General features: G+C 41.7%; 22 protein-coding genes. All 22 read right to left on the minus strand.

Annotated features, from left to right (window positions below; genetic code table 11):
- Nucleotides 1-85: 85 nt before the first annotated feature.
- The 22 genes from rnjB to GPS65_RS08545 all read right to left on the minus strand — a co-directional run bounded on the left by rnjB (nucleotide 86) and on the right by GPS65_RS08545 (nucleotide 21,636).
- Entirely contained in the window at nucleotides 86-1,753 is a 1,668-nt protein-coding gene (rnjB, locus tag GPS65_RS08440) for a ribonuclease J2 (protein ID WP_012010007.1), read from the minus strand.
- 171 nt (nucleotides 1,754-1,924) lie between these two features.
- Complete coding sequence (gene dapA / locus GPS65_RS08445; RefSeq protein WP_012010006.1) at nucleotides 1,925-2,791, minus strand: 4-hydroxy-tetrahydrodipicolinate synthase; 867 nt, start codon at nucleotides 2,789-2,791, stop codon at nucleotides 1,925-1,927.
- Between the two features lie 30 nt (nucleotides 2,792-2,821).
- Complete coding sequence (dapG, locus tag GPS65_RS08450; protein ID WP_012010005.1) at nucleotides 2,822-4,036, minus strand: aspartate kinase; 1,215 nt, start codon at nucleotides 4,034-4,036, stop codon at nucleotides 2,822-2,824.
- Between the two features lie 92 nt (nucleotides 4,037-4,128).
- On the minus strand, nucleotides 4,129-5,148 hold the full coding sequence (asd, locus tag GPS65_RS08455; protein WP_012010004.1) for an aspartate-semialdehyde dehydrogenase: 1,020 nt from the start codon (nucleotides 5,146-5,148) through the stop codon (nucleotides 4,129-4,131).
- A 139-nt stretch (nucleotides 5,149-5,287) separates the two neighbouring features.
- Nucleotides 5,288-5,881 carry a dipicolinate synthase subunit B gene (gene dpaB, locus GPS65_RS08460; RefSeq protein WP_012010003.1) on the minus strand — a complete coding sequence of 198 codons (594 nt, stop codon included), beginning with the start codon at nucleotides 5,879-5,881 and terminating at the stop codon, nucleotides 5,288-5,290.
- Nucleotides 5,878-6,780 carry a dipicolinic acid synthetase subunit A gene (dpaA, locus tag GPS65_RS08465; RefSeq protein WP_144468177.1) on the minus strand — a complete coding sequence of 301 codons (903 nt, stop codon included), beginning with the start codon at nucleotides 6,778-6,780 and terminating at the stop codon, nucleotides 5,878-5,880. Before dpaA ends, dpaB begins: the two co-directional genes overlap by 4 nt.
- A gap of 123 nt (nucleotides 6,781-6,903) precedes the next feature.
- A complete protein-coding gene (locus tag GPS65_RS08470) occupies nucleotides 6,904-7,176 on the minus strand; it encodes a YlmC/YmxH family sporulation protein (RefSeq protein WP_012010001.1) in 273 nt (90 codons plus the stop codon).
- Between the two features lie 70 nt (nucleotides 7,177-7,246).
- Nucleotides 7,247-8,170, minus strand: a complete 924-nt coding sequence (locus GPS65_RS08475; RefSeq protein WP_144468175.1) for an aminoglycoside phosphotransferase family protein — start codon at nucleotides 8,168-8,170, stop codon at nucleotides 7,247-7,249.
- A gap of 73 nt (nucleotides 8,171-8,243) precedes the next feature.
- On the minus strand, nucleotides 8,244-9,473 hold the full coding sequence (locus GPS65_RS08480; protein ID WP_003212188.1) for a M16 family metallopeptidase: 1,230 nt from the start codon (nucleotides 9,471-9,473) through the stop codon (nucleotides 8,244-8,246).
- A gap of 33 nt (nucleotides 9,474-9,506) precedes the next feature.
- Nucleotides 9,507-10,400 (minus strand): polysaccharide deacetylase family protein, encoded by an 894-nt coding sequence (locus GPS65_RS08485; protein ID WP_224925448.1) that lies wholly within the window; start codon nucleotides 10,398-10,400, stop codon nucleotides 9,507-9,509.
- 174 nt (nucleotides 10,401-10,574) lie between these two features.
- Nucleotides 10,575-12,692: a polyribonucleotide nucleotidyltransferase gene (gene pnp / locus GPS65_RS08490; RefSeq protein WP_012009998.1), complete on the minus strand. Its 2,118-nt coding sequence runs from the start codon at nucleotides 12,690-12,692 to the stop codon at nucleotides 10,575-10,577.
- A gap of 180 nt (nucleotides 12,693-12,872) precedes the next feature.
- On the minus strand, nucleotides 12,873-13,142 hold the full coding sequence (gene rpsO / locus GPS65_RS08495) for a 30S ribosomal protein S15 (protein ID WP_012009997.1): 270 nt from the start codon (nucleotides 13,140-13,142) through the stop codon (nucleotides 12,873-12,875).
- Nucleotides 13,143-13,282: 140 nt separating this feature from the next.
- Nucleotides 13,283-14,248, minus strand: a complete 966-nt coding sequence (gene ribF / locus GPS65_RS08500; protein WP_012009996.1) for a bifunctional riboflavin kinase/FAD synthetase — start codon at nucleotides 14,246-14,248, stop codon at nucleotides 13,283-13,285.
- 18 nt (nucleotides 14,249-14,266) lie between these two features.
- On the minus strand, nucleotides 14,267-15,196 hold the full coding sequence (truB, locus tag GPS65_RS08505) for a tRNA pseudouridine(55) synthase TruB (protein ID WP_012009995.1): 930 nt from the start codon (nucleotides 15,194-15,196) through the stop codon (nucleotides 14,267-14,269).
- A 68-nt stretch (nucleotides 15,197-15,264) separates the two neighbouring features.
- Entirely contained in the window at nucleotides 15,265-15,615 is a 351-nt protein-coding gene (gene rbfA, locus GPS65_RS08510; protein WP_007499525.1) for a 30S ribosome-binding factor RbfA, read from the minus strand.
- Nucleotides 15,616-15,632: 17 nt separating this feature from the next.
- On the minus strand, nucleotides 15,633-15,911 hold the full coding sequence (locus GPS65_RS08515) for a DUF503 domain-containing protein (RefSeq protein ID WP_012009994.1): 279 nt from the start codon (nucleotides 15,909-15,911) through the stop codon (nucleotides 15,633-15,635).
- On the minus strand, nucleotides 15,908-18,028 hold the full coding sequence (infB, locus tag GPS65_RS08520; RefSeq protein WP_012009993.1) for a translation initiation factor IF-2: 2,121 nt from the start codon (nucleotides 18,026-18,028) through the stop codon (nucleotides 15,908-15,910). Before infB ends, GPS65_RS08515 begins: the two co-directional genes overlap by 4 nt.
- Before the next feature lie 19 nt (nucleotides 18,029-18,047).
- Complete coding sequence (locus tag GPS65_RS08525) at nucleotides 18,048-18,350, minus strand: YlxQ family RNA-binding protein (protein WP_012009992.1); 303 nt, start codon at nucleotides 18,348-18,350, stop codon at nucleotides 18,048-18,050.
- Nucleotides 18,337-18,627, minus strand: coding sequence for an RNase P modulator RnpM (gene rnpM / locus GPS65_RS08530; protein ID WP_041815520.1), 291 nt, complete (start codon nucleotides 18,625-18,627; stop codon nucleotides 18,337-18,339). Before rnpM ends, GPS65_RS08525 begins: the two co-directional genes overlap by 14 nt.
- A gap of 15 nt (nucleotides 18,628-18,642) precedes the next feature.
- The gene (gene nusA, locus GPS65_RS08535; RefSeq protein WP_007499530.1) at nucleotides 18,643-19,758 is read right to left on the minus strand and encodes a transcription termination factor NusA; all 1,116 of its coding nucleotides are present in this window, start codon (nucleotides 19,756-19,758) and stop codon (nucleotides 18,643-18,645) included.
- Nucleotides 19,759-19,790: 32 nt separating this feature from the next.
- A complete protein-coding gene (rimP, locus tag GPS65_RS08540) occupies nucleotides 19,791-20,264 on the minus strand; it encodes a ribosome maturation factor RimP (RefSeq protein WP_003211398.1) in 474 nt (157 codons plus the stop codon).
- 238 nt (nucleotides 20,265-20,502) lie between these two features.
- Nucleotides 20,503-21,636: a glycoside hydrolase 5 family protein gene (locus GPS65_RS08545; protein WP_012009990.1), complete on the minus strand. Its 1,134-nt coding sequence runs from the start codon at nucleotides 21,634-21,636 to the stop codon at nucleotides 20,503-20,505.
- Between the last annotated feature and the right edge of the window lie 3 nt (nucleotides 21,637-21,639).

A 21,639-nucleotide genomic window follows, 5' to 3' on the forward strand; every position in this document is an offset into this window, starting at 1 on the left:
ACAAGAAGACCGTATTCAATCCGCATTGCTCACACCTCATCAAAAAAGCCCAAAGAGCTTATGCTCCTTGGGCTTTTTCATCACATCATACTTCCATAATAATTGGAATGATCATTGGCTTACGTTTTGTTTTTTCATATAGGAATTGATTGAGTACGTCGCGCATGGATTGTTTCAATGTTGACCATTCAACAATTGAGTTTTCCGTTTGCTCTTTGACAATTCCTTTGACCATTTCTGTCGCTTTCACAATCAGTTCTTCAGATTCTCTGACATACACAAATCCTCTTGTGATGATTTCAGGTCCAGAAATTAATTGTTTCTTTTGTTTGTCGAGCGTAATGACGACAATTAAGATACCGTCTTGAGACAGTAGGCGTCTATCGCGTAACACAATGTTCCCGATATCACCAACACCAAGACCATCGATTAAAATATTGCCTTGGTGAACTTTTTCACCGATCTTGACGTTCTGTCCTCTAAACTCGACAACATCTCCTTTATCAATCAAGAAAATGTCACTGCGTTTCATTCCTACTTCTTCCGCAATACGAGAATGTGCTTTTTGCATACGATATTCGCCATTCACCGGAATTAAATACTTCGGCTTTAGTAAGTTCAGCATAAGCTTTAACTCTTCTTGGCACCCGTGTCCAGAAACATGCACACGTTTTTGTGCAAAAATGACTTGTGCGCCGCTTCTTGTAAGGAAATCCACTGTTTTTGAATAGGTGAGTTCTTGGCCAGGAAGAGGTGTAGATGCAATCACAACCGTGTCATCTTTTTCAATATGAAGCTGTTTGTGATTTTGTTTTGCCATTTTGGTTAACGCAGCAAGAGGCTCTCCGTGGCTTCCAGCTGTCAGGATGACCACATCGTTTTTCGCCATTTTCTTCACTTCTTGAACTGGTACAAATAATTCTTCGTCTGCTGTGACATAACCAAGTTTGATCGCCAGCTGAAGAGTTGTCATCATATTCTTTCCTGCTACGGCAAGCTTACGGCCATTTTGATTTGTTGCATTAATGATCTGCTGCACTCGGTTAATGTTAGATGAAGATACAGCCACAATGACACGATTCTCAGCATTGTACATCGCATTTGAGATTTCGTCTTGGACGAGCGCCTCAGAAGGTGTATAACCTGGTTTTTCAGCATTGGCACTATCTGAAAGAAGTGCTAAAACGCCATTGTTTCCAATTTTCGCAATCTCTCCGATGTCACAGGCTTGGTTAAGCGCTGGGGTTTGATCAAATTTAAAATCACCTGTGCATACGATTGAACCAAGAGAGGTTTTGAAGCTGATCCCAACTGAATCAGGGATGCTGTGATTCGTTCTAAAGAATGATACCTTTGTTGTTTCAAACGTAATGACTGATTTTGCATGAACCTCACGCAAGTCAGCTTTTTGATTGAAGCCATATTGTTTTAATTTTTCTCGAAGTAACGCAAGGGTCAGCTTCGTTCCGTAAACTGGTACAGACAATTTGCTTAAGCAATGGAATACGCCTCCGATTGCTTCATCATGTCCGTGGGTAAGAAAAATTGCTTTCACCCGATCAGCACGTTCTGTTAAATAAGAGATATCAGGAATAACGACGTCAATGCCTAGCATTTCGTTTTCTGGATGCATCAAGCCTGCATCCACCACATATATGTCGGAATCAATTTCAATGACATATAAGTTTTTCCCGATTTCTCCAACGCCTCCCAGTGCAATAATTCTTACGTTCTCTGTATTTTTCTTTTTCAAAATTCTTATCCTCCTAGTCTCAAGCCCGTCCATCATCGCTTAATGCTATTATAACTGAATCTAATTTTAGAAAACAAGATGAAGTCACATTTTAAGAAAGTGTTTATGTATAAAAAACGGTCATACTCAGGGACATCTGAGAATGACCGCTTACGAAATCTTTTGTTTTGATTAGCTGTTTAAGACGCTGCTTAAATCCAGTCTCTCTTCTTCTGACAAAGGTAGAAGCGGAAGACGAACCGATCCGACATCTAGTCCTTTTAGCTGAAGAGCTGTTTTAACAGGCGTTGGATTTGGCGCTGAGAATAGCTGTTTCATGATTGGGAGTAGCTTTTGATGGATCAATGCGGCATTGGCCGTTTGACCTGAAGCATAGCTTTTCAGCATTTGCTGCATATCAAGCCCTACGATATGAGACGCTACAGAGACCACTCCTTTTGCACCAACAGATACAGCTGGAAGTGTTAAGCTGTCGTCACCTGAATAAACATCGAAATCTTCTGGTGTCTCTGCAATGATTTTTGTCATAGCATCAAGATCACCACTTGCTTCTTTGATTGCGACAATGTTAGGTATTTGCGCAAGCTTAATAGTTGTTTCTGGAGCTAATGACGCAACCGTTCTCCCCGGTACATTGTAAAGCATGACAGGAAGAGATGTAGACTCGGCAATGGCTTTAAAGTGTGCATACATGCCTTCCTGTGATGGCTTGTTGTAGTAAGGTACGACAAGCATCACTGCATCAACGCCCGCTTCTTCTGCTTTTTTCGTTAGTTTGATAGACGCATTTGTGTTATTACTGCCTGTTCCTGCAATGATTTTACAACGACCATTTGCTAATTTTACCGATTGCTGAAAAAGAGCGACTTTTTCTTCAGTCGATAAAGTTGGCGATTCGCCTGTTGTCCCTGCAACGACTAACGAGTCACTGCCGTTTTTTAGCAAGTAATCAATGAGTATTGATAGCTTTTGGAAATCAATGTTGCCCTTTTTATCAAAAGGTGTAATCATAGCTGTTGCGATATTTCCGAAATTCATTTTTTTCACCTCATCATGATTCAATCACATTTATCTTGAAAGTTCAAACACTTCGTGCAGGGCATTGACAGCTGCTCTCATGTTTTCTTCGTTCACTAGCACCCAAATGGTCGTATGGCTGTCAGCCGATTGTAAAATCGGAATGTTTTGTTCGGAAAGAGCTGATACAATTTTAGATGTGACACCTGGTACACCCATGATACCTGCGCCAACAGCTGATACTTTCGCACAATTTGTTGTGACAATTGGCGTATAGCCAAGATCTTTTAGGATCGAGGTGGCCTTTTCAGTCATTGCACCTGTCACGGTATAGACAATCTCACTCGGCGTAATGTTGAAGAAATCGACACTGATTTGTGCATTAGCCATCGCTTTAAAGACCTCTGTTTGGACGCTATACTGCCCTTCTTTTGCTGGGACTTTGATTTGCGTCACATCATTGACATGTGCAATACCCGTAATGAGGCGGTCGTACACATCATGGCTCATTTTATCCGAGTAGTGTGACGTGACGAGTGTGCCCTCTTCATCAGAGTATGTTGAACGGACCCTCATTGGTACTTTTGCTTGCATCGCAATTTCGACAGCTCTCGGGTGAATGACTTTTGCTCCTTGGTATGCAAGGTTGCAAATTTCTGTATATGTCACGACTCTGAGCGGCTTTGCATTTTCAACAATACGGGGATCTGCCGTCATGACGCCTTCTACATCTGTAAAAATATCAATGAAGTCTGCCTGCAATGCAGCACCTAAAGCAGCTGCAGACGTATCACTGCCACCTCGTCCGATTGTGGTCACGTCTCCATTTTTGGCGGCTCCTTGGAACCCAGCAACAACGACAACATCATGTTCAGATAGTGCCGCTTCGAGACGCTCACACTTCATATCAATAATTTTCGCACTCGTATGCTCCTTATCTGTCACAAAACCCGCCTGAGCGCCTGTCATCGCTACAGCTTTTAGTCCGTTTTCATTTAGCATACTTGAAAACACAACAGCTGAAATATTCTCTCCGCAGGAAACGAGCAAGTCTTTTTCTCGATTTGTCATATGCTGCGCGCTACCGTAAAGCAGACCAAGCAACGTATCGGTCGCATAAGGATCGCCTTTTCGTCCCATCGCGGATACGACGACAACCGACTTATAGCCTTTCTCTTTTGCCGATAAGATATGTGCAAGTGCCCTTTTTCTACCTTGATCATCTTTGACAGATGTACCGCCAAATTTTTGGACAATTATTTTCACTGTTTTCACTCCAAGTTCATTCTGACGTAACAGAAGAGAGCAGGCGAAAGATGCCTAACTCTCTTCTGTTCGTCCTCATCATCCATTGAATGTTAAACTAATTTTAATGCTTTTAAGCTTTCTGCAATTTGAACGGAATTCCATGCAGCGCCTTTTAGCAGGTTATCAGATACAATCCACATATGGAACCCGTTTGGACGGTCCAAATCTTTCCGAATGCGGCCGACAAATACGTCATTTTTCCCGACAGCATCTGCAGGCATTGGATAAATTTGCTGAGACGGATCATCTTGCAGTGTAATGCCAGGAGCATCTTTTAGAATGGACTTGACGTCTTCAACTGTTGCGTCAGTTGATTCTAGTTCGACGTAAACAGATTCTGAATGTCCTGTCTCAATTGGAAGTCTCACACATGTTGCCGCTACTTCCAGCTCTGGCATATGCATGATTTTTTTCGTTTCATTGATCATTTTCATTTCTTCAAATGTATAGCCATTGTCTTGGAATTTATCAATTTGCGGAATCGCATTAAATGCAATTTGATAAGGCATGACTTCCGGCTTCACATCTTCTTTATTTAAAATGGCTTGTGATTGGCTATATAGCTCGTCAATGGCTTCATGTCCTGCACCTGATACGGCTTGGTAAGTGGACACGATGACTTTTTTCATGCCATACGCCTGACGAAGCGGTTCTAATGCCGCTACCATTTGAATCGTTGAACAGTTAGGGTTTGCAATGATTCCTTTATGGTCATGCAAGTCTTTTTCGTTTACCTCTGGTACGACAAGAGGGATGTTTTCGTCCATACGGAAAGCACTTGTGTTGTCTACAACAATCGCACCTCGTTTGACGGCTTCAGGAGCGAGCGCCTTGGAAACATTTCCTCCAGCACTGAATAATGCAATGTTTACTCCTTCAAAGCTTTCAGGTGTTGCTTCCTGTACAGTATACTCTTGACCTCTGAATGTCACTTTTGTTCCAGCAGAACGTTTTGAGGATAGTAGAGTCAGTGTATCCATTTCAAAATCTCTGTCAGCTAGTGTTTTTAACATTTGTTGACCGACAGCTCCAGTCGCTCCAACTACAGCTACATGCAATCCTCTTCCCATCAGTAAAACTCCTTCCGACCCATCCATGATACTTTTCTTTCGGATGGCCATCCTATGACTTTTTACATTTTATTTTACCATAGAAAAGCAAGGCTTGAAGCATCTTTTTTGAATCTTTCATGATTTTCTAGTGAATCTATTATTCGCTTGGTCCGATTAAAATTGGTTGAATTTGTCTATGCTCTAGTGCCTCTTCTACCGTTTGAGAAAGCAGATCCATGTTTGCGACCATGGAGGTCGGTTTTTTAAACGGATCATCTTGACCAAATGGAATAAAGAAAATATTTTTTGTCGACATCAGCCTCATCAAATTTGTACCATTTAAGCCTAGCGCATCATTTGTTGAAATGCCTAAAACAACAGGACGATGATTTCGAATGGTTGCTTTTGCAGCCATTAAAACAGGGCTGTCTGTCATGGCATTTGCAAATTTCGCCATTGAATTCCCTGTTAATGGAGCAATGACCATACAATCAAGTGGCAGCTTAGGTCCGAGCGGCTCTGCTTTCACGATGGAGTCAATCGCCTTAAATCCAGTCAACTTCTCGATCCGCTCAATCCAGTCCGCCCCATCTCCGAATCTTGTATTCGTGTTCTGAACCGTATATGACACCACTGGTCGGACTTCTGCTCCTTCTTTTACAAGTGCTTCGATTTGCGGATAAACAGCTTCGTACGTACAGTGGGAACCAGTTAATCCAAAGCCGATTCTTTTCCCTTTTAATGTTGTCATGATTCCATCCCCCTTTTTTCCTCTGCAAGTTCACATAAGAGCCCAGAAAGCACTTTTGCAATGATTTGCCCTGCTGTCTTTGGTGCAACAATTCCGGGGAGTCCAGGTGCAAGAAGCGCCTTCACTCCGTGTTTTTGTGCAAAGTCAAAGTCTGTTCCTCCTGGGCGGGAGGCGATATCCAAAATGAGTGTCTTTGGTGTCATGCTGACGATGACAGATGAATCTAATACAAGGCTTGGAATGGTATTGATGATGATATCTACATCCGTTACTTCTTCTTTTAACTGGTCCATTGAAAATGGATCGAGTCCCATTTCAAAGGCCCGTGCTAAATGCGCTGTATCTGCTGCCCCTACTTTTACATCCGCACCGAGTGCCCGAAATGTGCGGGCAATGGTGAGTCCTGTTCTTCCGAGCCCGAGAACAGCAACTCGTGATCCATGAATCGTATAATCCGTTTGCTGGATGGCCATCATGATAATCCCTTCAACTGTTGGAATAGAGTTATATATGGCAATATCATCTCGCTCAAACAGTTTCACAAGATTTCGATTCACCTGCTTTGCCAGATTGTCTAAGTACGTATTAGAAATACCTGAGTACAAGGTACAATGGGCAGGGGTTCTTTCTAAAAATGTTGCTTCTAGTAACACCTGCTCATTTGAGAAAACTGTCGCGACAACACCTTCATCCGTTGCCCCTGATACCGGCAGGATCATACTGTCTACCTGTTCGAATGGAAGTTCTGACATTTTTAGCTTTTCAGCCCCAATAAATCCGTGATCCAGCTGATCAAATCCAACCAAAAACACTTTGGCATGCTGCTGTGACAGCTTGCGAATAATTTCAAGCTGCCTTGCATCTCCCCCGATCACCGCAACCGTTAAACCGCTCAACATACTGACCGTTCACCTTCTTTATTTAAAAAAGTCTGTAATATTTTCTGAATCTCCCTTTCAGCATATGAGGAGAGGATTCAGCCTGTGAACAAATCGAAGAGAGAAAAGAAAAAGAGCACCCATTTATGATGGATGCTCTTTTTCCCCGGGCGGCTGAAGTGCTTCAGGCACATCGAGAATGATCATATCTGATCCTATTTTTTGAATGTGATTCCACGGGACGCGGATGTCATTTCCTTGCTTTCGAAAACCAAACCACTTCACCGAAGGTATAATGAGTGCTGTGATTTGACCGTCCTGTTCATTGATTTCAAGGTCGGTTTGTCCAAGCACGCCAAGCCGTTCCGCTCTTTTGATATCGACGATCTCTTTTCCTGACAGCTCACTTAGCCTCAAAATCGCATCACTTCCCTTCCGTATCATATATGCAGCCATAAGATGAAATAGACCGTCCCGCTTTTACAAGTTATGAATGATGCCAATTTGAATACCAAGCGGGTTTCAGTTGATGAAAGTAATCATGGTCTGCCAGCATTCTTTCCACTCGGTTCACCATATCTTTTACATGTTCACTGTCATAAGAAAGCGTCCAGACAATGGAAGAAAAGCAGCTCATTGCTGTATAAATAGAAAAAAGAAGCCAAAAATCGTCTGTCGTCTGTGAACTTACATAGTGATCCAGTTGCCCTGCTGAAAATGGAATACTATTTTCTCGGCTAAATAAGGACAATTTATAAAAGTCATGAACGGGGTCACCCCAGTCAGATTGATCAAAATCAATGACACCTGCATACTCACCTTCTTGTATGATGATATTCCCCAAATGAAAATCATCATGCTGGAATTGATTAGGTCTTGCCTTTACCGCATCAGCATGTGATTTGATAAAATCTAATACGAATTGATCCTGGGCAAAGGTCACTCCACTTGATCGATAGGCATGTACATACCGTTCATGTTTCGCCATGACTCTCTCATACCATGACGTAACATGAGAAGGAGCGGGGCATGTATGCATGAAACTCAGTGCTTCGCCCGCCCGTCTCCCGATTTCATACTGCTCTTTATTTGTAAGGAGATGAATGGCTGCTCTTGCGTTCTCTCCTTCAATAAAAGTGAAAATACGATAGGTACAGTTGAGTTCCGTATTCATTCCAATCTCCATCACTTCAGAACATAGTAGCCCTCGATCTTTTAACTTTTGCTGAATTGACGCTTTTCTTTTAAAATTTGAATACGTTTTGAGGTTTGATAGCTTGAGCACTAGCTTTTCACTTGAGGATGTTGTGACGAGATAAGTACGGTTGCCAGAAAAGCCAGATGTCATCAGCTGAAAGGAGATGGCTTGTGTCAGAAGCGGAGAGAGGCGTTTCAGTTTTTCATATTCCATGTAAGCAGTACTCCTTTCCACTTGATATACAATAAACGGCAGACCTCTTAAGAAGCCTGCCGTGTTGTTTACATTATGATGGCTGATCACCCGTAGGACTAATAAGCGAGAGCGCATAATCCTCTGTAAAGATTCGTTTTGATAAGTTATTCACACCGTCTAATGTGACTTTGTTAATTTCGTCAATAATTTCATCAAGCGTACGATGTTTGCCAAGGAGCAGTTCATTTTTACCGTTTCGGCTCATCTTGCTGTTTGTGCTTTCAAGACTGAGCATTAGGTTCCCTTTCATTTGCTCCTTAGAGTTTTCAAGCTCTTTTTGTGTGATTCCCTCACGCTTTAAGACGTCTAGCGTTTGTAAAATGGTTTCAGAGAGCAAGTTTAACTGCTTCGCTCCAGTCCCGCCATAAATCGTCAGCATGCCGTTATCTGCAAATGAACTGTGATAGCTAAAAACAGAATATGCGAGGCCTTTGTCTTCTCTTACATCCTGGAACAAGCGGCTGCTCATGCTTCCGCCAAGAACATTATTTAAGACGATTAAGTCATAGATGCCTTTATCTCCAGCTGGAAGGCCATTAAAGCCCATGCATAGATGCGCTTGCTCTGTTTCCTTTTTGCGTGTGAGCTTGTCATAGTGAAACTGCGGCGCTTCTACAGGCTGTTTTTTCCCTTTCGTTTCATACGAACCGAACAACTTTTCAACTTCACTAATGAATGTGTCATCTACATTCCCTGCAACAGAGATGACGACGCGGTCCGGCGTGTAGAATTCATCCATATAAGCTCTAAGAGAGTCACCGTTAAAGGTAGAAAGTGTTTCTTCTGTTCCTAAAATCGGGAACCCTAAAGAATGATCACCATAGATCGCTTTGCTCAACAGATCATGAACGATATCATCAGGCGTATCTTCATACATTTTGATTTCTTCATATACTACATTTTTTTCTTTTTTCAGCTCTTCTTCATCAAAAGCGGAATGGAAAAACATATCGCTCAATACATCGAGAGCGTAGCCGGCATGTGAATCAAGCACCTTTGCATAGTAGCAAGTGTATTCTTTTGACGTAAAGGCATTCACTTGACCACCGATGCGGTCAAAGGATTCTGCGATATCACGTGCAGATCTCGTCTTTGTCCCTTTAAAGAACATATGCTCTAGAAAGTGTGAGATTCCGTTAATTTCAGGTGTCTCATGTCTAGAACCCGTTCCAATCCAGACGCCAATTGCGACAGATCTTACAGTGGGATTGTTTTCAAGTACAATTCTTACTCCGTTTTGGCATGTATACGTTTTGACCAAGTTTTGCTCCTCCTATTCAACAAACAGATCGGATCACGGATGTCTTTTTTCACTTAGGAGGTCAGAAACCGTTCCTAATTCATAACCTCTTTCCTTGATTTGAGTGATAAGTGCGTCAAGACTTTTCGCCGTCGAATCTGTTGGATGCATTAATATCATCGCCCCATTGTGAATTTTCCCTAGTACCCGTTTTTGTAATATGTTTGGTGACGGTTTTTGCCAGTCAATGGTGTCTACCGTCCACATAATGGTTTCCATTCCTTCTTTTGCGGCTAGCTTCACTGTTTCTTCTTTAAAACTACCGCTTGGAGGGGCGAACCACTTCGGTTTTTTTCCAAGGGATTCTTCAATTTGACGATTCGTTTTGGTAATCTGCTCTAATGCTCGTTCTCTTGTCAGTGTGCGCATATCCGGGTGATTGTATGAATGGTTTCCAATTTCATGACCATCTGCCACGATCTTTTTAGCAAGATCCGTGCTTTTTTTCACCCATTTGCCCTCTAAGAAAAAGGTCGCCTTCACTTGATGCTTTTCCAGTGTCTTTAACATCTTGATTAAATGCTCGTCACCCCAAGCCACGTTAATGAGGAAAGCATTCATTTTTTTGTCTGGATGTCCCTTGTAAATAGGCTCAGCACCAAGTTCATGTAAATGAATAGAAGGTTTTGTTTCATTGAAAACAAGCAGCTTTTCATCAAATGACCCATGCTTTTTCATTTTTTCATAAGAGGCATCGATATTGACCGTCTGTCCATTTAGACCAGGCATCTTTTTCCACACTTTATCAATCTTAGCATTTTGCGCCTTCACTTCATAGTCAGAAGACTTCGATTCAATCTCTTGATATAAAATATCTTTTGAAACAGATGCAACCTCAGCATGCTCTTTCATTGATTCAATATATGTAACAGCAGCCGGCTGCTTCATTGTTTGATATGACACGAGCAGTAAAAATACAAACACAATGAATGGTAACGTTTTTTTCAATGGTTGTCCCTCCCCTTTACCACAAATTATGATGGGGAGAAACAAGCTAGAACTATAGTTAGCGCAAGAAAAGAAAGAAGCCTGGTACGGATACCTGGCTTCTCATATATTTCATTAAGACTGTTTTTCTTCTTTTTCCTTTTCTTCACGTAAAACAGCTTTGCGAGAAAGGTTCACACGGCCTTGTTTATCGATTTCAGTGACTTTGACAAGTAATTCATCGCCAATTTTCACAACATCTTCTACTTTGCCTACACGATCAAGCGCAAGTTCAGAAATATGAACAAGTCCATCTTTGCCGCTGAAGATTTCAAGGAAAGCACCGAATTTTTCAATGCGTTTTACTTTACCTAAGTAAAGTTGTCCTACTTCAACTTCTCTCACAAGATCTTCAATGATTTTCTTCGCTTTTTGATTCATGTCTTCTTCTGTAGAAGAGATAAAGATTGTACCATCTTGTTCAATATCAATTTTCACACCGGTATCTTCGATGATTTTATTGATTTGTTTACCGCTTGGTCCGATGACATCGCGAATTTTATCAGGATTGATTTTCATCGTTAAGATTTTTGGTGCATAACGAGACAATTCTCCTCTAGAAGTAGGAATCGTTGATAGCATGCTATCTAAAATTTCCATTCTTCCTTTTTTCGCTTGTTGGAGAGCTTCTTCCAAGATGTCTTTTGATAGACCATCAATTTTGATATCCATTTGAAGTGCAGTTACACCTTTTGATGTACCTGCCACTTTAAAGTCCATATCGCCAAGTGCATCTTCCATTCCTTGAATGTCTGTCAGCACTGTGTAGTATTCACCAGATTTCACAAGTCCCATTGCAATCCCTGCAACTGGTGCTTTAATTGGAACACCCGCATCCATCATCGCAAGTGTGCTTGCGCAAATACTTGCTTGTGAAGTAGATCCGTTTGATTCTAGTACCTCAGACACAAGGCGAACCGTATAAGGGAAATCTTTTTCAGATGGAATCACTGGTTCTAATGCTCGTTCACCTAGCGCTCCATGTCCAATTTCACGTCGGCCTGGGCCACGCATTGGACCTGTCTCACCAACACTGAATTGCGGGAAGTTGTAATGGTGCATGAAGCGTTTTGATTCTTCAACGCCTAAACCGTCAAGAATTTGCACATCGCCAAGTGCACCTAATGTACAAATACTAAGCGCCTGTGTTTGTCCTCTTGTAAATAGACCTGAACCGTGCGTTCTTGGCAGAAGTCCTACTTCTGAAGAAAGTGGCCGGATTTGATCTACACCGCGTCCATCTGGACGTACTTTCTCTTCAGTGATCAGACGACGAACTTCATTTTTGACAAGCTTGTTTAATACATCTTTCGCTTGTTTAATCGTCGCTTCGTCGCGATCTTCTTCTTCAAATTTCTCAACCACAGCTTTTTTCACAGCACTGATTGCATCTTCACGTGCATGCTTCTCATGTACTTGAATCGCTTTCAGCAGGTCTGTTTCAGCAAGTGCCTTGACTTCATCTGCTAACGTTTGATCTACTTCATATAAAGGAATATCGATCTTTGCTTTACCGACTGCTTTGACAATTTCCTCTTGGAATTCGATTAAACGTTTGATCTCTTGGTGACCATACATGATCGCTTCAAGCATTGTTTCTTCTGGTACTTCATCAGCACCAGCTTCGACCATGTTGATCGCATCTTTTGTTCCAGCGACTACAAGGTTGATGTCACTTTGTTCAAGCTGTTCTACATTTGGATTGATGATAAACTTTCCATCAACTCGTCCTACTGTAACGCCGGCGATTGGTCCCTCAAATGGAATGTCAGACACACATAATGCTAATGATGAGCCAAACATTGCAGCCATTTCAGATGAACAATCTTGATCCACACTCATAACGATACTAATCACTTGTACTTCGTTTCTAAATCCATCTGCAAATAATGGACGGATTGGTCTATCAATTAAGCGGCTCGCAAGGATCGCTTTTTCACTTGGACGGCCTTCTCTTTTAATGAAGCCACCAGGAATTTTACCTACTGCGTATAATCTTTCTTCGTAGTTCACAGTGAGCGGGAAGAAATCAAGTGGTTTTGGTTCTTTAGAAGCTGTTGCTGAGCTAAGTACAGCTGTATCTCCGTAGCGTACGAGGACCGCTCCGTTTGCTTGCTTTGCAAGCTGGCCAGTTTCAACTGTCAGTTGACGTCCAGCCCAGTCTATGGTGAAGACATGTTTCTCTTGTCCCATTCTGAGAAAAACTCCTCTCTTATCTTGAAATTTTAGTTAATTCTTATTATGAACAAAATGATTTTCACATATCAATGTGAAAGGTGTATGTAGAAGGGTTTTGCCATTCTTTCAACATTTTAACCATAAAATATTAGTGATTATACGATAAAAAAGCGGGAATCCTCCCGCTTTTTACGATTATCGACGTAAGCCTAGTTTGTTAATTAACTCACGGTAACGAGTTACGTCTTTATTACGTAGATACGTAAGAAGATTACGACGTCTACCTACCATTTTCAAAAGACCGCGACGTGAGTGGTGATCTTTCTTATGAGTACGTAAATGCTCGTTCAAGTTGTTAATTGATTCTGTTAGGACAGCGATCTGAACTTCTGGAGATCCAGTATCAGATTCGTGTGTTTTGAACTCACTAATTAGTTGAGTTTTACGCTCTTGAGTAATAGCCATCCTGTTTCACCTCCAAATCATGTTAGCCCCATCTACCTCGCAACCGTCGGTGAAGTCGGCCTGCCAAGTAAGTGGTTTTAAAGCTACAGGAATTATCATACTAAAAATATGCTGAATTTGCAAATGGTAGAGCTGTTTTTCTATGAATTTTTTGTTTGCTTTCGCTGATGTTGAAAAAATTGAATCGCTTCTTCTTTATCTAGACTGATTTGAGCCGTTAACTCCTGGATTCCGTTAAATTTTTGCTCACTGCGAATGCGCTTGAACCACTGTAATTTAATCGGTTCCCCATAGATTTCTTCGTTAAAACCAAAGAGATTTACTTCAATGGCAGGCTGATCAGGGCGTTTTTCATAAAAGGTTGGTTTATAGCCAACATTACAAACACCGTCATACATTTTGCCTTTCACTTCTGCTCTTACCGCATAAACCCCTGTTGGCGGAATGATATACTCAGCAGATAAACCGACATTGGCAGTCGGAAAGCCGATCGTCCGTCCTCGTTTATCACCATGAATGACAATACCGCGCAGCTGATAAGGTTTTCCTAAAAGCTCACTCACATATTCAACATCCCCATTTTTCAATGCAGATCGTATGAGTGTTGAGCTGACTTTTCGGTCTTGATTGGACAACTTAGGAACGATGGTGGCCGTCATACGTCCTTTTCCGTACTCATCGAAGGTTTCCATTGTGCCTGCACCAAAACGGCCGAACGTAAAATCAAAACCGGCTACTGCGTGCTTTACATTCAGCTCATCCAGATATTGATCGACAAACTCTTGAGGAGATAATGCTGCAAAGCTTTCACTGAACTGCACAATGTATACATAGTCAGCGCCCAGCTGTTCGATGAAATCGATTTTATCCTCAAGCGGTGTAATTAAGTCCTTGGGTTCACGTGCTTTTTGCAAAACGTGTGATGGGTGCGGATGAAAGGTCATGACCGCTAAAGCCAGCCCTTCTTTTCTTGCAATGCTTTTTGCTGCGTCAATTACTTTTTGATGTCCGAGGTGAACACCGTCAAAATACCCTAAAGCCATAACAGACGGGTCTTGATCCTTTTGATTCAATGTATGTGGGTGTGAAATATGTATAGTCTTCACGAGATGGTCACCTTTTCTTTAAGATTGCTTGTCCTGAGATAAGATCTTCGCCGGCTTCATCAAATTCTGTTTGGTCGGGTGCTTCATATATATCGCCATACACCGGCCTGAAGGAGCAAAGACAGCGACACGATCTTCCTCTGCGAAATGAGCGAATTCATCAGGCATTGGCAGGACTGCACCGTTTTCCACTTTACTTGCTAATGTATCATTTATCTCCCATTTCGGCAAATGATTGAGCGCACGCTCGATCGGGACAAGGTGCTCATCTACTGTGCCTTCTTCGCTTATATCTCGCAGCTCATCAAGGGTGATGCACTCATCTAGTGTAAAATCACCTGAACCAGTGCGAATGAGGTGTGACATATGAGCTGGAAAACCTAGTTTCTTTCCAATATCAACCGCTAAGGTTCTGACATACGTTCCTTTTGAACATAAAACGGTAAATCTAAATGATACTGTTCCATTTTCAAATAAAGCAGGTGTTGTCCGCTCGATACGGTGAATCGAAATTTCACGGCTCGGTCGCTCAATTTCAATGCCTTCTCTTGCATATTCATAGAGTTTTTTTCCGCCAATTTTCACTGCCGAAAACATAGGTGGAATTTGTTCAATGGTTCCTTGAAACTGTTTCAACGCAGCATCAATTTCTTCTTCTGAGATGGGGTTTTGCACCTTTTTTTCTTCTACGATCTCACCTGTTTGGTCTTCTGTTGTTGTAGAAAAACCAATCGTGATTTCTGCATCATACGTTTTCGATTTATCTGTTAAATATTCGACAATCTTCGTTGCTCTCCCGATACAAATAGGCAGAACACCTGATACCTCGGGATCGAGTGTACCTGTATGTCCCACTTTTTTTGTATGCAATATCTTTCTCACTTTGAACACACAGTCGTGAGAGGTCATCCCTCTTTCTTTATGTAATAAAAGAACACCATTTATCATCTGCGCGCTCTCCTTTCGTAAACGATGAAAAAGGACAGACGATCATCGCCTATCCTTATTTCAACGTCTTATTCGTGATCTTTTGTGTTTAGTTCAGCAATTAGGCTTTCAATTCGGTTTCCGTAATCCACGGATTCATCGAATTCAAAGTGCAGTTCTGGTGTTTTGCGAAGTCTAATTCGATTGCCAATTTCAGAACGGATATACCCTTTAGCCTTTGCAAGGCCTTTTAAGGTTTCCTCTCTTTTCTTCTCGTCACCGAGAACAGAAATGTACACTTTCGCAATTTGCAAATCACCGGACACTTCGACATCGGTTACAGTCAAAAAGCCGATTCTCGGATCTTTTAGCTTTCTGCCTAGGATGTCGCCTAATTCTTTTTTCATCTGCTCACCCACGCGGGTTGCTCTCATACTCATGATCATATCACCTCTAATTAAAACCACTCAGTTTTCGTGATCGTTCGTTCAATTTCAGGAAAAGAATCAATAAAGCTTAAAACACGCTGCAATTCCTTTTCCACTTGAACCCGAGATGAGGAAATCACGGCGATTCCAATTGAAGTACGCTGCCATGTGTCCTGGTAATCCATTTCAGCCATGGTTACATTGAATTTATGGCGCGTTCTTGTCAATATACGCTGAAGAACCGCACGTTTTTCCTTCAGTGAGGAGGCATCATAAATGATGCACTCACATTCGGTATAACCGATCATTTTCTTTCGATTTCTTGCATAACGAATGATTCCATGACATCACCTTCACGGATATCGTTGTACTTCTTAATGGTAATACCACATTCATAGCCCTGTGAAACTTCTTTCACGTCATCTTTGAATCGTTTTAATACGTCGACTTCGCCTTCAAAAATAACGACGCCGTCACGGATTAAGCGGATACCACTATCTCTTGTGATGGTTCCTTCAGTGACATAACCACCAGCAATTGTACCAATTTTAGATACTTTGAACGTTTGACGAACTTCAACTTGACCGATGACTTTTTCTTCATATTCAGGGTCAAGCATTCCTTTCATCGCTGCTTCAATTTCATCGATGACTTTATAAATAATGCGGTGTAAACGGATATCTACGTTTTCTGTTTCAGCTGTGCTCTTCGCATTTCCATCAGGACGTACGTTAAATCCGATCACGATCGCATTAGAAGCACTTGCTAAAATAATATCAGATTCTGTAATCGCTCCAACACCCGTATGGATGATTTTCACTTTTACGCCTTCTACTTCAATTTTTTGAAGAGCAGCCGTCAGTGCTTCAGCAGAACCTTGTACATCTGCTTTCACGATCAAGTTGATATCTTTCACTTCACCTTGTTTGATTTGCTCAAATAGGTCATCTAGAGATAGTTTCGCTTTGTCTGAACGCTGTTCATCAAGCTGTTTTGAAGCACGCGCCTCACCTACTTGACGAGCTGTTTTTTCATCTTTGAATACGAGGAATTGATCCCCTGCATTCGGTACATCGTTTAAACCAGTGATTTCAACAGGTGTAGATGGTCCTGCTGTTTTCACGCGGCGTCCGATGTCATTGACCATTGCACGTACACGGCCAAATGTATTTCCGACAACGATTGGGTCACCTACATGAAGTGTACCAGTTTGAACAAGAAGGGTTGCAACAGATCCTCTTCCTTTATCAAGCTCAGCCTCGATAACAGTTCCTTTTGCCGCACGATTTGGGTTGGCTTTCAGTTCTCCAACTTCACTGACAAGAAGGATCATTTCGATCAATTCGTCAATGCCTTCACCTGTTTTTGCAGATAGAGGAACGAAGATCGTTTCGCCGCCCCAAGCTTCAGGTACTAGACCATGCTCGGTTAATTCCTGCATCACACGGTCAGGGTTCGCTGTTGGTTTGTCAATTTTATTGACAGCAACAATGATTGGTACTTCTGCTGCTTTCGCATGGTTAATGGCTTCAACCGTTTGCGGCATAACGCCATCATCTGCTGCAACAACTAGAATGGTTGTATCCGTTACCTCGGCACCACGTGCACGCATCGTTGTAAAAGCTGCGTGTCCAGGTGTATCAAGGAACGTGATTTTCTTGCCATTTTCTTCAATTTGGTATGCACCGATATGCTGCGTGATTCCACCTGCTTCACCTTCAACAACTTTCGTCTTACGAATGCTGTCAAGAAGCGTTGTTTTCCCGTGGTCAACGTGTCCCATGATCGTCACAACTGGAGGGCGTACTTGCATATCTTCTTCTTTATCTTCAACTTCATACTTTTCAAGTTCAGTTTCTTCTAAAATAATGACTTCCTCTACTGGAACGCCATATTCAGAAGCGATTAATTCAACTGTATCTTTATCCAGCTCTTGGTTAATGGTTGCCATAACACCAAGCATCATCAGCTTTTTGATAATTTCAGCTGTTTCTTTTCCAAGCTCTTCAGCCAGTTGGCCGACTGTCATTGAATTAGTAAATTCAATTTTTTCAGGAAGCTCTTTTTTAGGTTTTACAGGTCTAGCTTGTTGATGCTGCGATTTGTTATTCCCACCGCGTTTATTTTTGTTTTTGTTTTGGTTGTTGTTTTTTTTGTTTTTATTAAATTGATTATTCTGCACGTCATTCTTCTTTCTATCATTGATTTTGTTAGATGATTGTTTTTTTTGTTCTGCGGGTTTCTCGTTAGCTGTCTCTTTTGCTTTGGCTTTTTTATAGATAGCGTCTAGCTTTTTCACAGTGTCGTCTTCAAGCGTCGCCATGTGGTTGTTCACTTCCACGTTCATATCCTTAAGCGCTGCTATAATATCTTTACTTGAAACATCTATGGCTTTTGCGTATTCATATACTCTCACTTTAGCCATTCGTTCACCCCCAAATAAATTAATCGAGCAAGCTTATAAGCTTCTTAGCGAAGCCTTGGTCAGTGACAGCGACAACTACGCGAGCTTCTTTCCCAATAGAACGTCCGAGAACGGAACGGTCTTCAACTTTTCTAACCGGAACATTATAAAATTTGCATTTGTCAGATACCTTTTTCTCTGTGTTCGATGAGGCATCTGCTGCAAGAAGAACCAGCTTAGCACGCGCATGTCTAATTTCTTTGATCACAAGATCTTCTCCTGACACGACTTTACGAGCTCGATTTGCTAGACCAAGCAAAGGATACCATTCAGATTGATTCATTTGGTTTTTTCACCTTTTCAGCTAGTTCTAGTAATTCTTCAAATATGTGTTCGTCAATCTGTGTCTGAAATTGCTGCTGTAAACTGCGTTTGTTCTTTGCCGCAAGAATGGTTTCTTTATCGAGAGAAAGGTAAGCCCCGCGTCCGTTCTTTTTTCCGGTTGCGTCAACAGACACTTCACCTTCTTTAGAACGAACAACACGGATCAGTTCTTTCTTTGGTTTCATTTCTCCCGTCACGACACATTTTCTAAGCGGGATTTTTTTTCGGCTATTCACCTTATACATCACCTCTTATTCGTCAGATTCCTCAGCTACTGGTTCAGCCTCTAAGAAAAGAGATTCAGAGTCTTCAGTTCTTGGGAAAATACCGAGTTCCCTTGCATCTGTTTCGCTTTTAATGTCAATTTTCCAGCTAGTCAGCTTTGCTGCAAGACGAGCATTTTGACCTCTTTTACCAATGGCTAATGACAGCTGATAATCCGGGACAATCACTGTTGTCGCCTTATCTTCTTCATTGACAATCACATCAAGTACTTTTGATGGACTTAATGCATTGGCAACAAATTCAACCGGGTCATTAGACCAATGGACAATGTCAATTTTTTCGCCTTTTAGCTCGTTGACAATTGCTTGTACACGCTGACCTTTTGGTCCAACACAAGAACCTACTGGATCAACATCAGGATCATCCGTACGAACAGAGATTTTAGAACGGTCCCCAGCTTCTCTAGCAACCGATTTAAGCTCTACAGTACCATCATAAATTTCTGGCACTTCAATTTCAAATAAACGCTTTAAAAGACCTGGATGTGTTCTAGACACATAAATTTGTGGTCCTTTTGTTGTTTTTTCGACTTTTGTAATAAACACCTTAATGCGGTCATGTGGTTTGTAGTCCTCATTCGGCATTTGTTCGTTGACCGGAAGAAGGGCTTCGATTTTGCCAAGTGACACGTAAATGAATTTACTGTCAATTCGCTGAACGATTCCCGTCATAATGTCTTCCTCGCGATCGATAAACTCAGTGTAGATCACACCTCGCTCTGCTTCTCTCACTCGCTGCGTCACGACTTGTTTCGCCGTCTGAGCTGCAATACGTCCGAAATCTTTTGGCGTGACTTCAATTTCAACGACGTCACCTACCATGTAATTCGGGTTTATATTGGCTGCATCATCTACAGAGATTTCAAGGCGAGAATCATACACTTCATCTACAACATCTTTTCTTGCGAATACGCGAATTGTTCCCGTTTCGCGGTTTAAATCAACACGAACATTTTGCGCTTGATTAAAGTTACGCTTATATGCAGAAATGAGTGCAGCTTCTATCGCTTCAATAATAATTTCTTTACTAATACCCTTCTCTTTCTCGAGAACAGTCAGGGCATCTAACAACTCACTACTCATTTTTATGGTTCCCCCTTATATCAATGAAAAGGTTAATTGAACGAAACTGCTAATCTTGCGTTAGCTATTTTTTCGTATGGAATATTGATCTCTTTCTTTCTTGTCTTGATCTTCACTGTCACTGTTGCAATCTCACCATCAAAGCTTGTAAGCTCACCTTCAAATGCTTTTTCACCATCAATTGGTTCATATGTTTTCATGAAAACATTTTTTCCAAGTGCTTTTTCAAAATCAGCTTTTTTCTTTAATGGGCGCTCCGCTCCAGGAGAGGACACTTCAAGAAAGTAGTTTTGGCTAATCGGATCTGCCTCGTCAAGCTTTTCGCTCAAGGCTTCGCTCACTTTGGCACATTCTTCGATATCGACGCCTTTATCAGAGTCAATAAACACGCGAAGGAACCAGTTTTGACCCTCTTTGACAAATTCAACATCAACGAGTTCAAGCTGTAAGCCATCTAAAATTGGCTGCACCATTTCGCTTACGACATCCACTACTTTTTTGCTCATTCTCTTCCTCCTTGTGCTTTCGATAAACGCTCTTATCAATCATTCTGCATAAAAACCCTGCTTTATGTGAGCAGGGGGAGCAGAAAACGGATGAATAATGTCGAGACAAAAATTGCCTGTTCAATACAAAAGAGCGGGTTTCCCCACTCTTGTCTCGGTAATCGTTAGCATTTCCATAAAAACTATACCATATCCAATTTTTTTATGCAAATGAACTTCCTTATTCAGCAGGCATTCGTCATCGATTCTTTTCGTTCATTCTTTTCGCATGTTCACTAATAAGTGCCGCCTCTCTGCTCCCTTTTATGATGCGAAAACCGTCATAATCGGGATAGAGCGAATCATCGTCCTGAATGCTTGTTAAAATCCAAAATTGACTACCAGCCCCTCCAAGCCGCTCAACCGCTGACAGCCAGCTTTGGAACACGTCAGGACGTGCTGATTGATGTTGATAGCCAAACTCTTCTAACACAACTGGTTTTCCGATTGTCTTCCCGCGGGTGATATGGTCTTCGATCCATTTCACTCCCCAAGCAGCAGACTTGTTCCAGTGATCTGGGTATAGGTGATAGGTTCCATAATCAATATGAGAGAGAGCCGTCAAACGGTCCCAATCAACGCCCTCCCCTCCTCTGTAAAACCAATCTTCATGTCCTGGTATGCGAAAAAAACCTTCATCTCCTACTGCAACAAGGTGGTGACGATCCAGCGATTTGATCCATGTACTCATTTCATCTGCCCAATTGACTAGTATATGACCCGTTGGATCTGACTGCACTCGCGGCTCATTGGCTAATTCCCAAGTCATAATAGCTGGATCGTCCTTATATTGCACACCTGTGTACGTATTCGTTCTTTCTAAAACATAGCGCACATAGTTTTTGTAAGCTTGTTGAATACGAGGGTCTGTATAAAAGGCATCATGTGATCCTGCTTTGAACCACTTTACGTATTGATTCATTCCGCCAAAGTCATCCCAATTGTTCACTAGTGGGATGACAAGCTTTATTCCTTCCTGTCCCGCTTTATAAATCGCATAATCTAATTTTTGAAAACCTGATTCTTCATAGACCCCTGGACTAGATTGTAAGACGGAGTTTTCTTGAGGGGCTCCATCATGAAATCCCCAAATACGTATGACCTTTAAATTCATGGCTTTCATATCATCGAACACCGCATCTACCATCTTTTTAGATTTGTAATGGAAATAGTAATTATTTGTACCAGCAAAGTAAAATGGTTGATTGTTCAGCGTAAATTGTGTACCAGATGTCTGCACAAAAGCGGCGGCTTGAATCGTAAGTGAAAACCAACCGGCCCATACAGCGACTACTAGTATGAAGCAGGACACTCTTTGAGTCCACTTTTTCATTTA

Source organism: Bacillus pumilus (assembly GCF_009937765.1).
Taxonomy (GTDB): domain Bacteria; phylum Bacillota; class Bacilli; order Bacillales; family Bacillaceae; genus Bacillus; species Bacillus pumilus_O.

What these genes read in the sequence shown, in the direction of transcription:
- dapA (WP_012010006.1), bottom strand. Translation starts at nt 2,791, where the DNA reads ATGAATTTCGGAAATATCGCAACAGCTATGATTACACCTTTTGATAAA.
- asd (WP_012010004.1), bottom strand. Translation starts at nt 5,148, where the DNA reads ATGGGAAGAGGATTGCATGTAGCTGTAGTTGGAGCGACTGGAGCTGTC.
- dpaB (WP_012010003.1), bottom strand. Translation starts at nt 5,881, where the DNA reads ATGACAACATTAAAAGGGAAAAGAATCGGCTTTGGATTAACTGGTTCC.
- dpaA (WP_144468177.1), bottom strand. Translation starts at nt 6,780, where the DNA reads ATGTTGAGCGGTTTAACGGTTGCGGTGATCGGGGGAGATGCAAGGCAG.
- GPS65_RS08475 (WP_144468175.1), bottom strand. Translation starts at nt 8,170, where the DNA reads ATGGAATATGAAAAACTGAAACGCCTCTCTCCGCTTCTGACACAAGCC.
- GPS65_RS08485 (WP_224925448.1), bottom strand. Translation starts at nt 10,400, where the DNA reads ATGAAGCAGCCGGCTGCTGTTACATATATTGAATCAATGAAAGAGCAT.
- pnp (WP_012009998.1), bottom strand. Translation starts at nt 12,692, where the DNA reads ATGGGACAAGAGAAACATGTCTTCACCATAGACTGGGCTGGACGTCAA.
- rpsO (WP_012009997.1), bottom strand. Translation starts at nt 13,142, where the DNA reads ATGGCTATTACTCAAGAGCGTAAAACTCAACTAATTAGTGAGTTCAAA.
- truB (WP_012009995.1), bottom strand. Translation starts at nt 15,196, where the DNA reads ATGATAAATGGTGTTCTTTTATTACATAAAGAAAGAGGGATGACCTCT.
- rbfA (WP_007499525.1), bottom strand. Translation starts at nt 15,615, where the DNA reads ATGAGTATGAGAGCAACCCGCGTGGGTGAGCAGATGAAAAAAGAATTA.
- GPS65_RS08515 (WP_012009994.1), bottom strand. Translation starts at nt 15,911, where the DNA reads ATGATCGGTTATACCGAATGTGAGTGCATCATTTATGATGCCTCCTCA.
- infB (WP_012009993.1), bottom strand. Translation starts at nt 18,028, where the DNA reads ATGGCTAAAGTGAGAGTATATGAATACGCAAAAGCCATAGATGTTTCA.
- GPS65_RS08525 (WP_012009992.1), bottom strand. Translation starts at nt 18,350, where the DNA reads ATGAATCAATCTGAATGGTATCCTTTGCTTGGTCTAGCAAATCGAGCT.
- nusA (WP_007499530.1), bottom strand. Translation starts at nt 19,758, where the DNA reads ATGAGTAGTGAGTTGTTAGATGCCCTGACTGTTCTCGAGAAAGAGAAG.
- rimP (WP_003211398.1), bottom strand. Translation starts at nt 20,264, where the DNA reads ATGAGCAAAAAAGTAGTGGATGTCGTAAGCGAAATGGTGCAGCCAATT.
- GPS65_RS08545 (WP_012009990.1), bottom strand. Translation starts at nt 21,636, where the DNA reads ATGAAAAAGTGGACTCAAAGAGTGTCCTGCTTCATACTAGTAGTCGCT.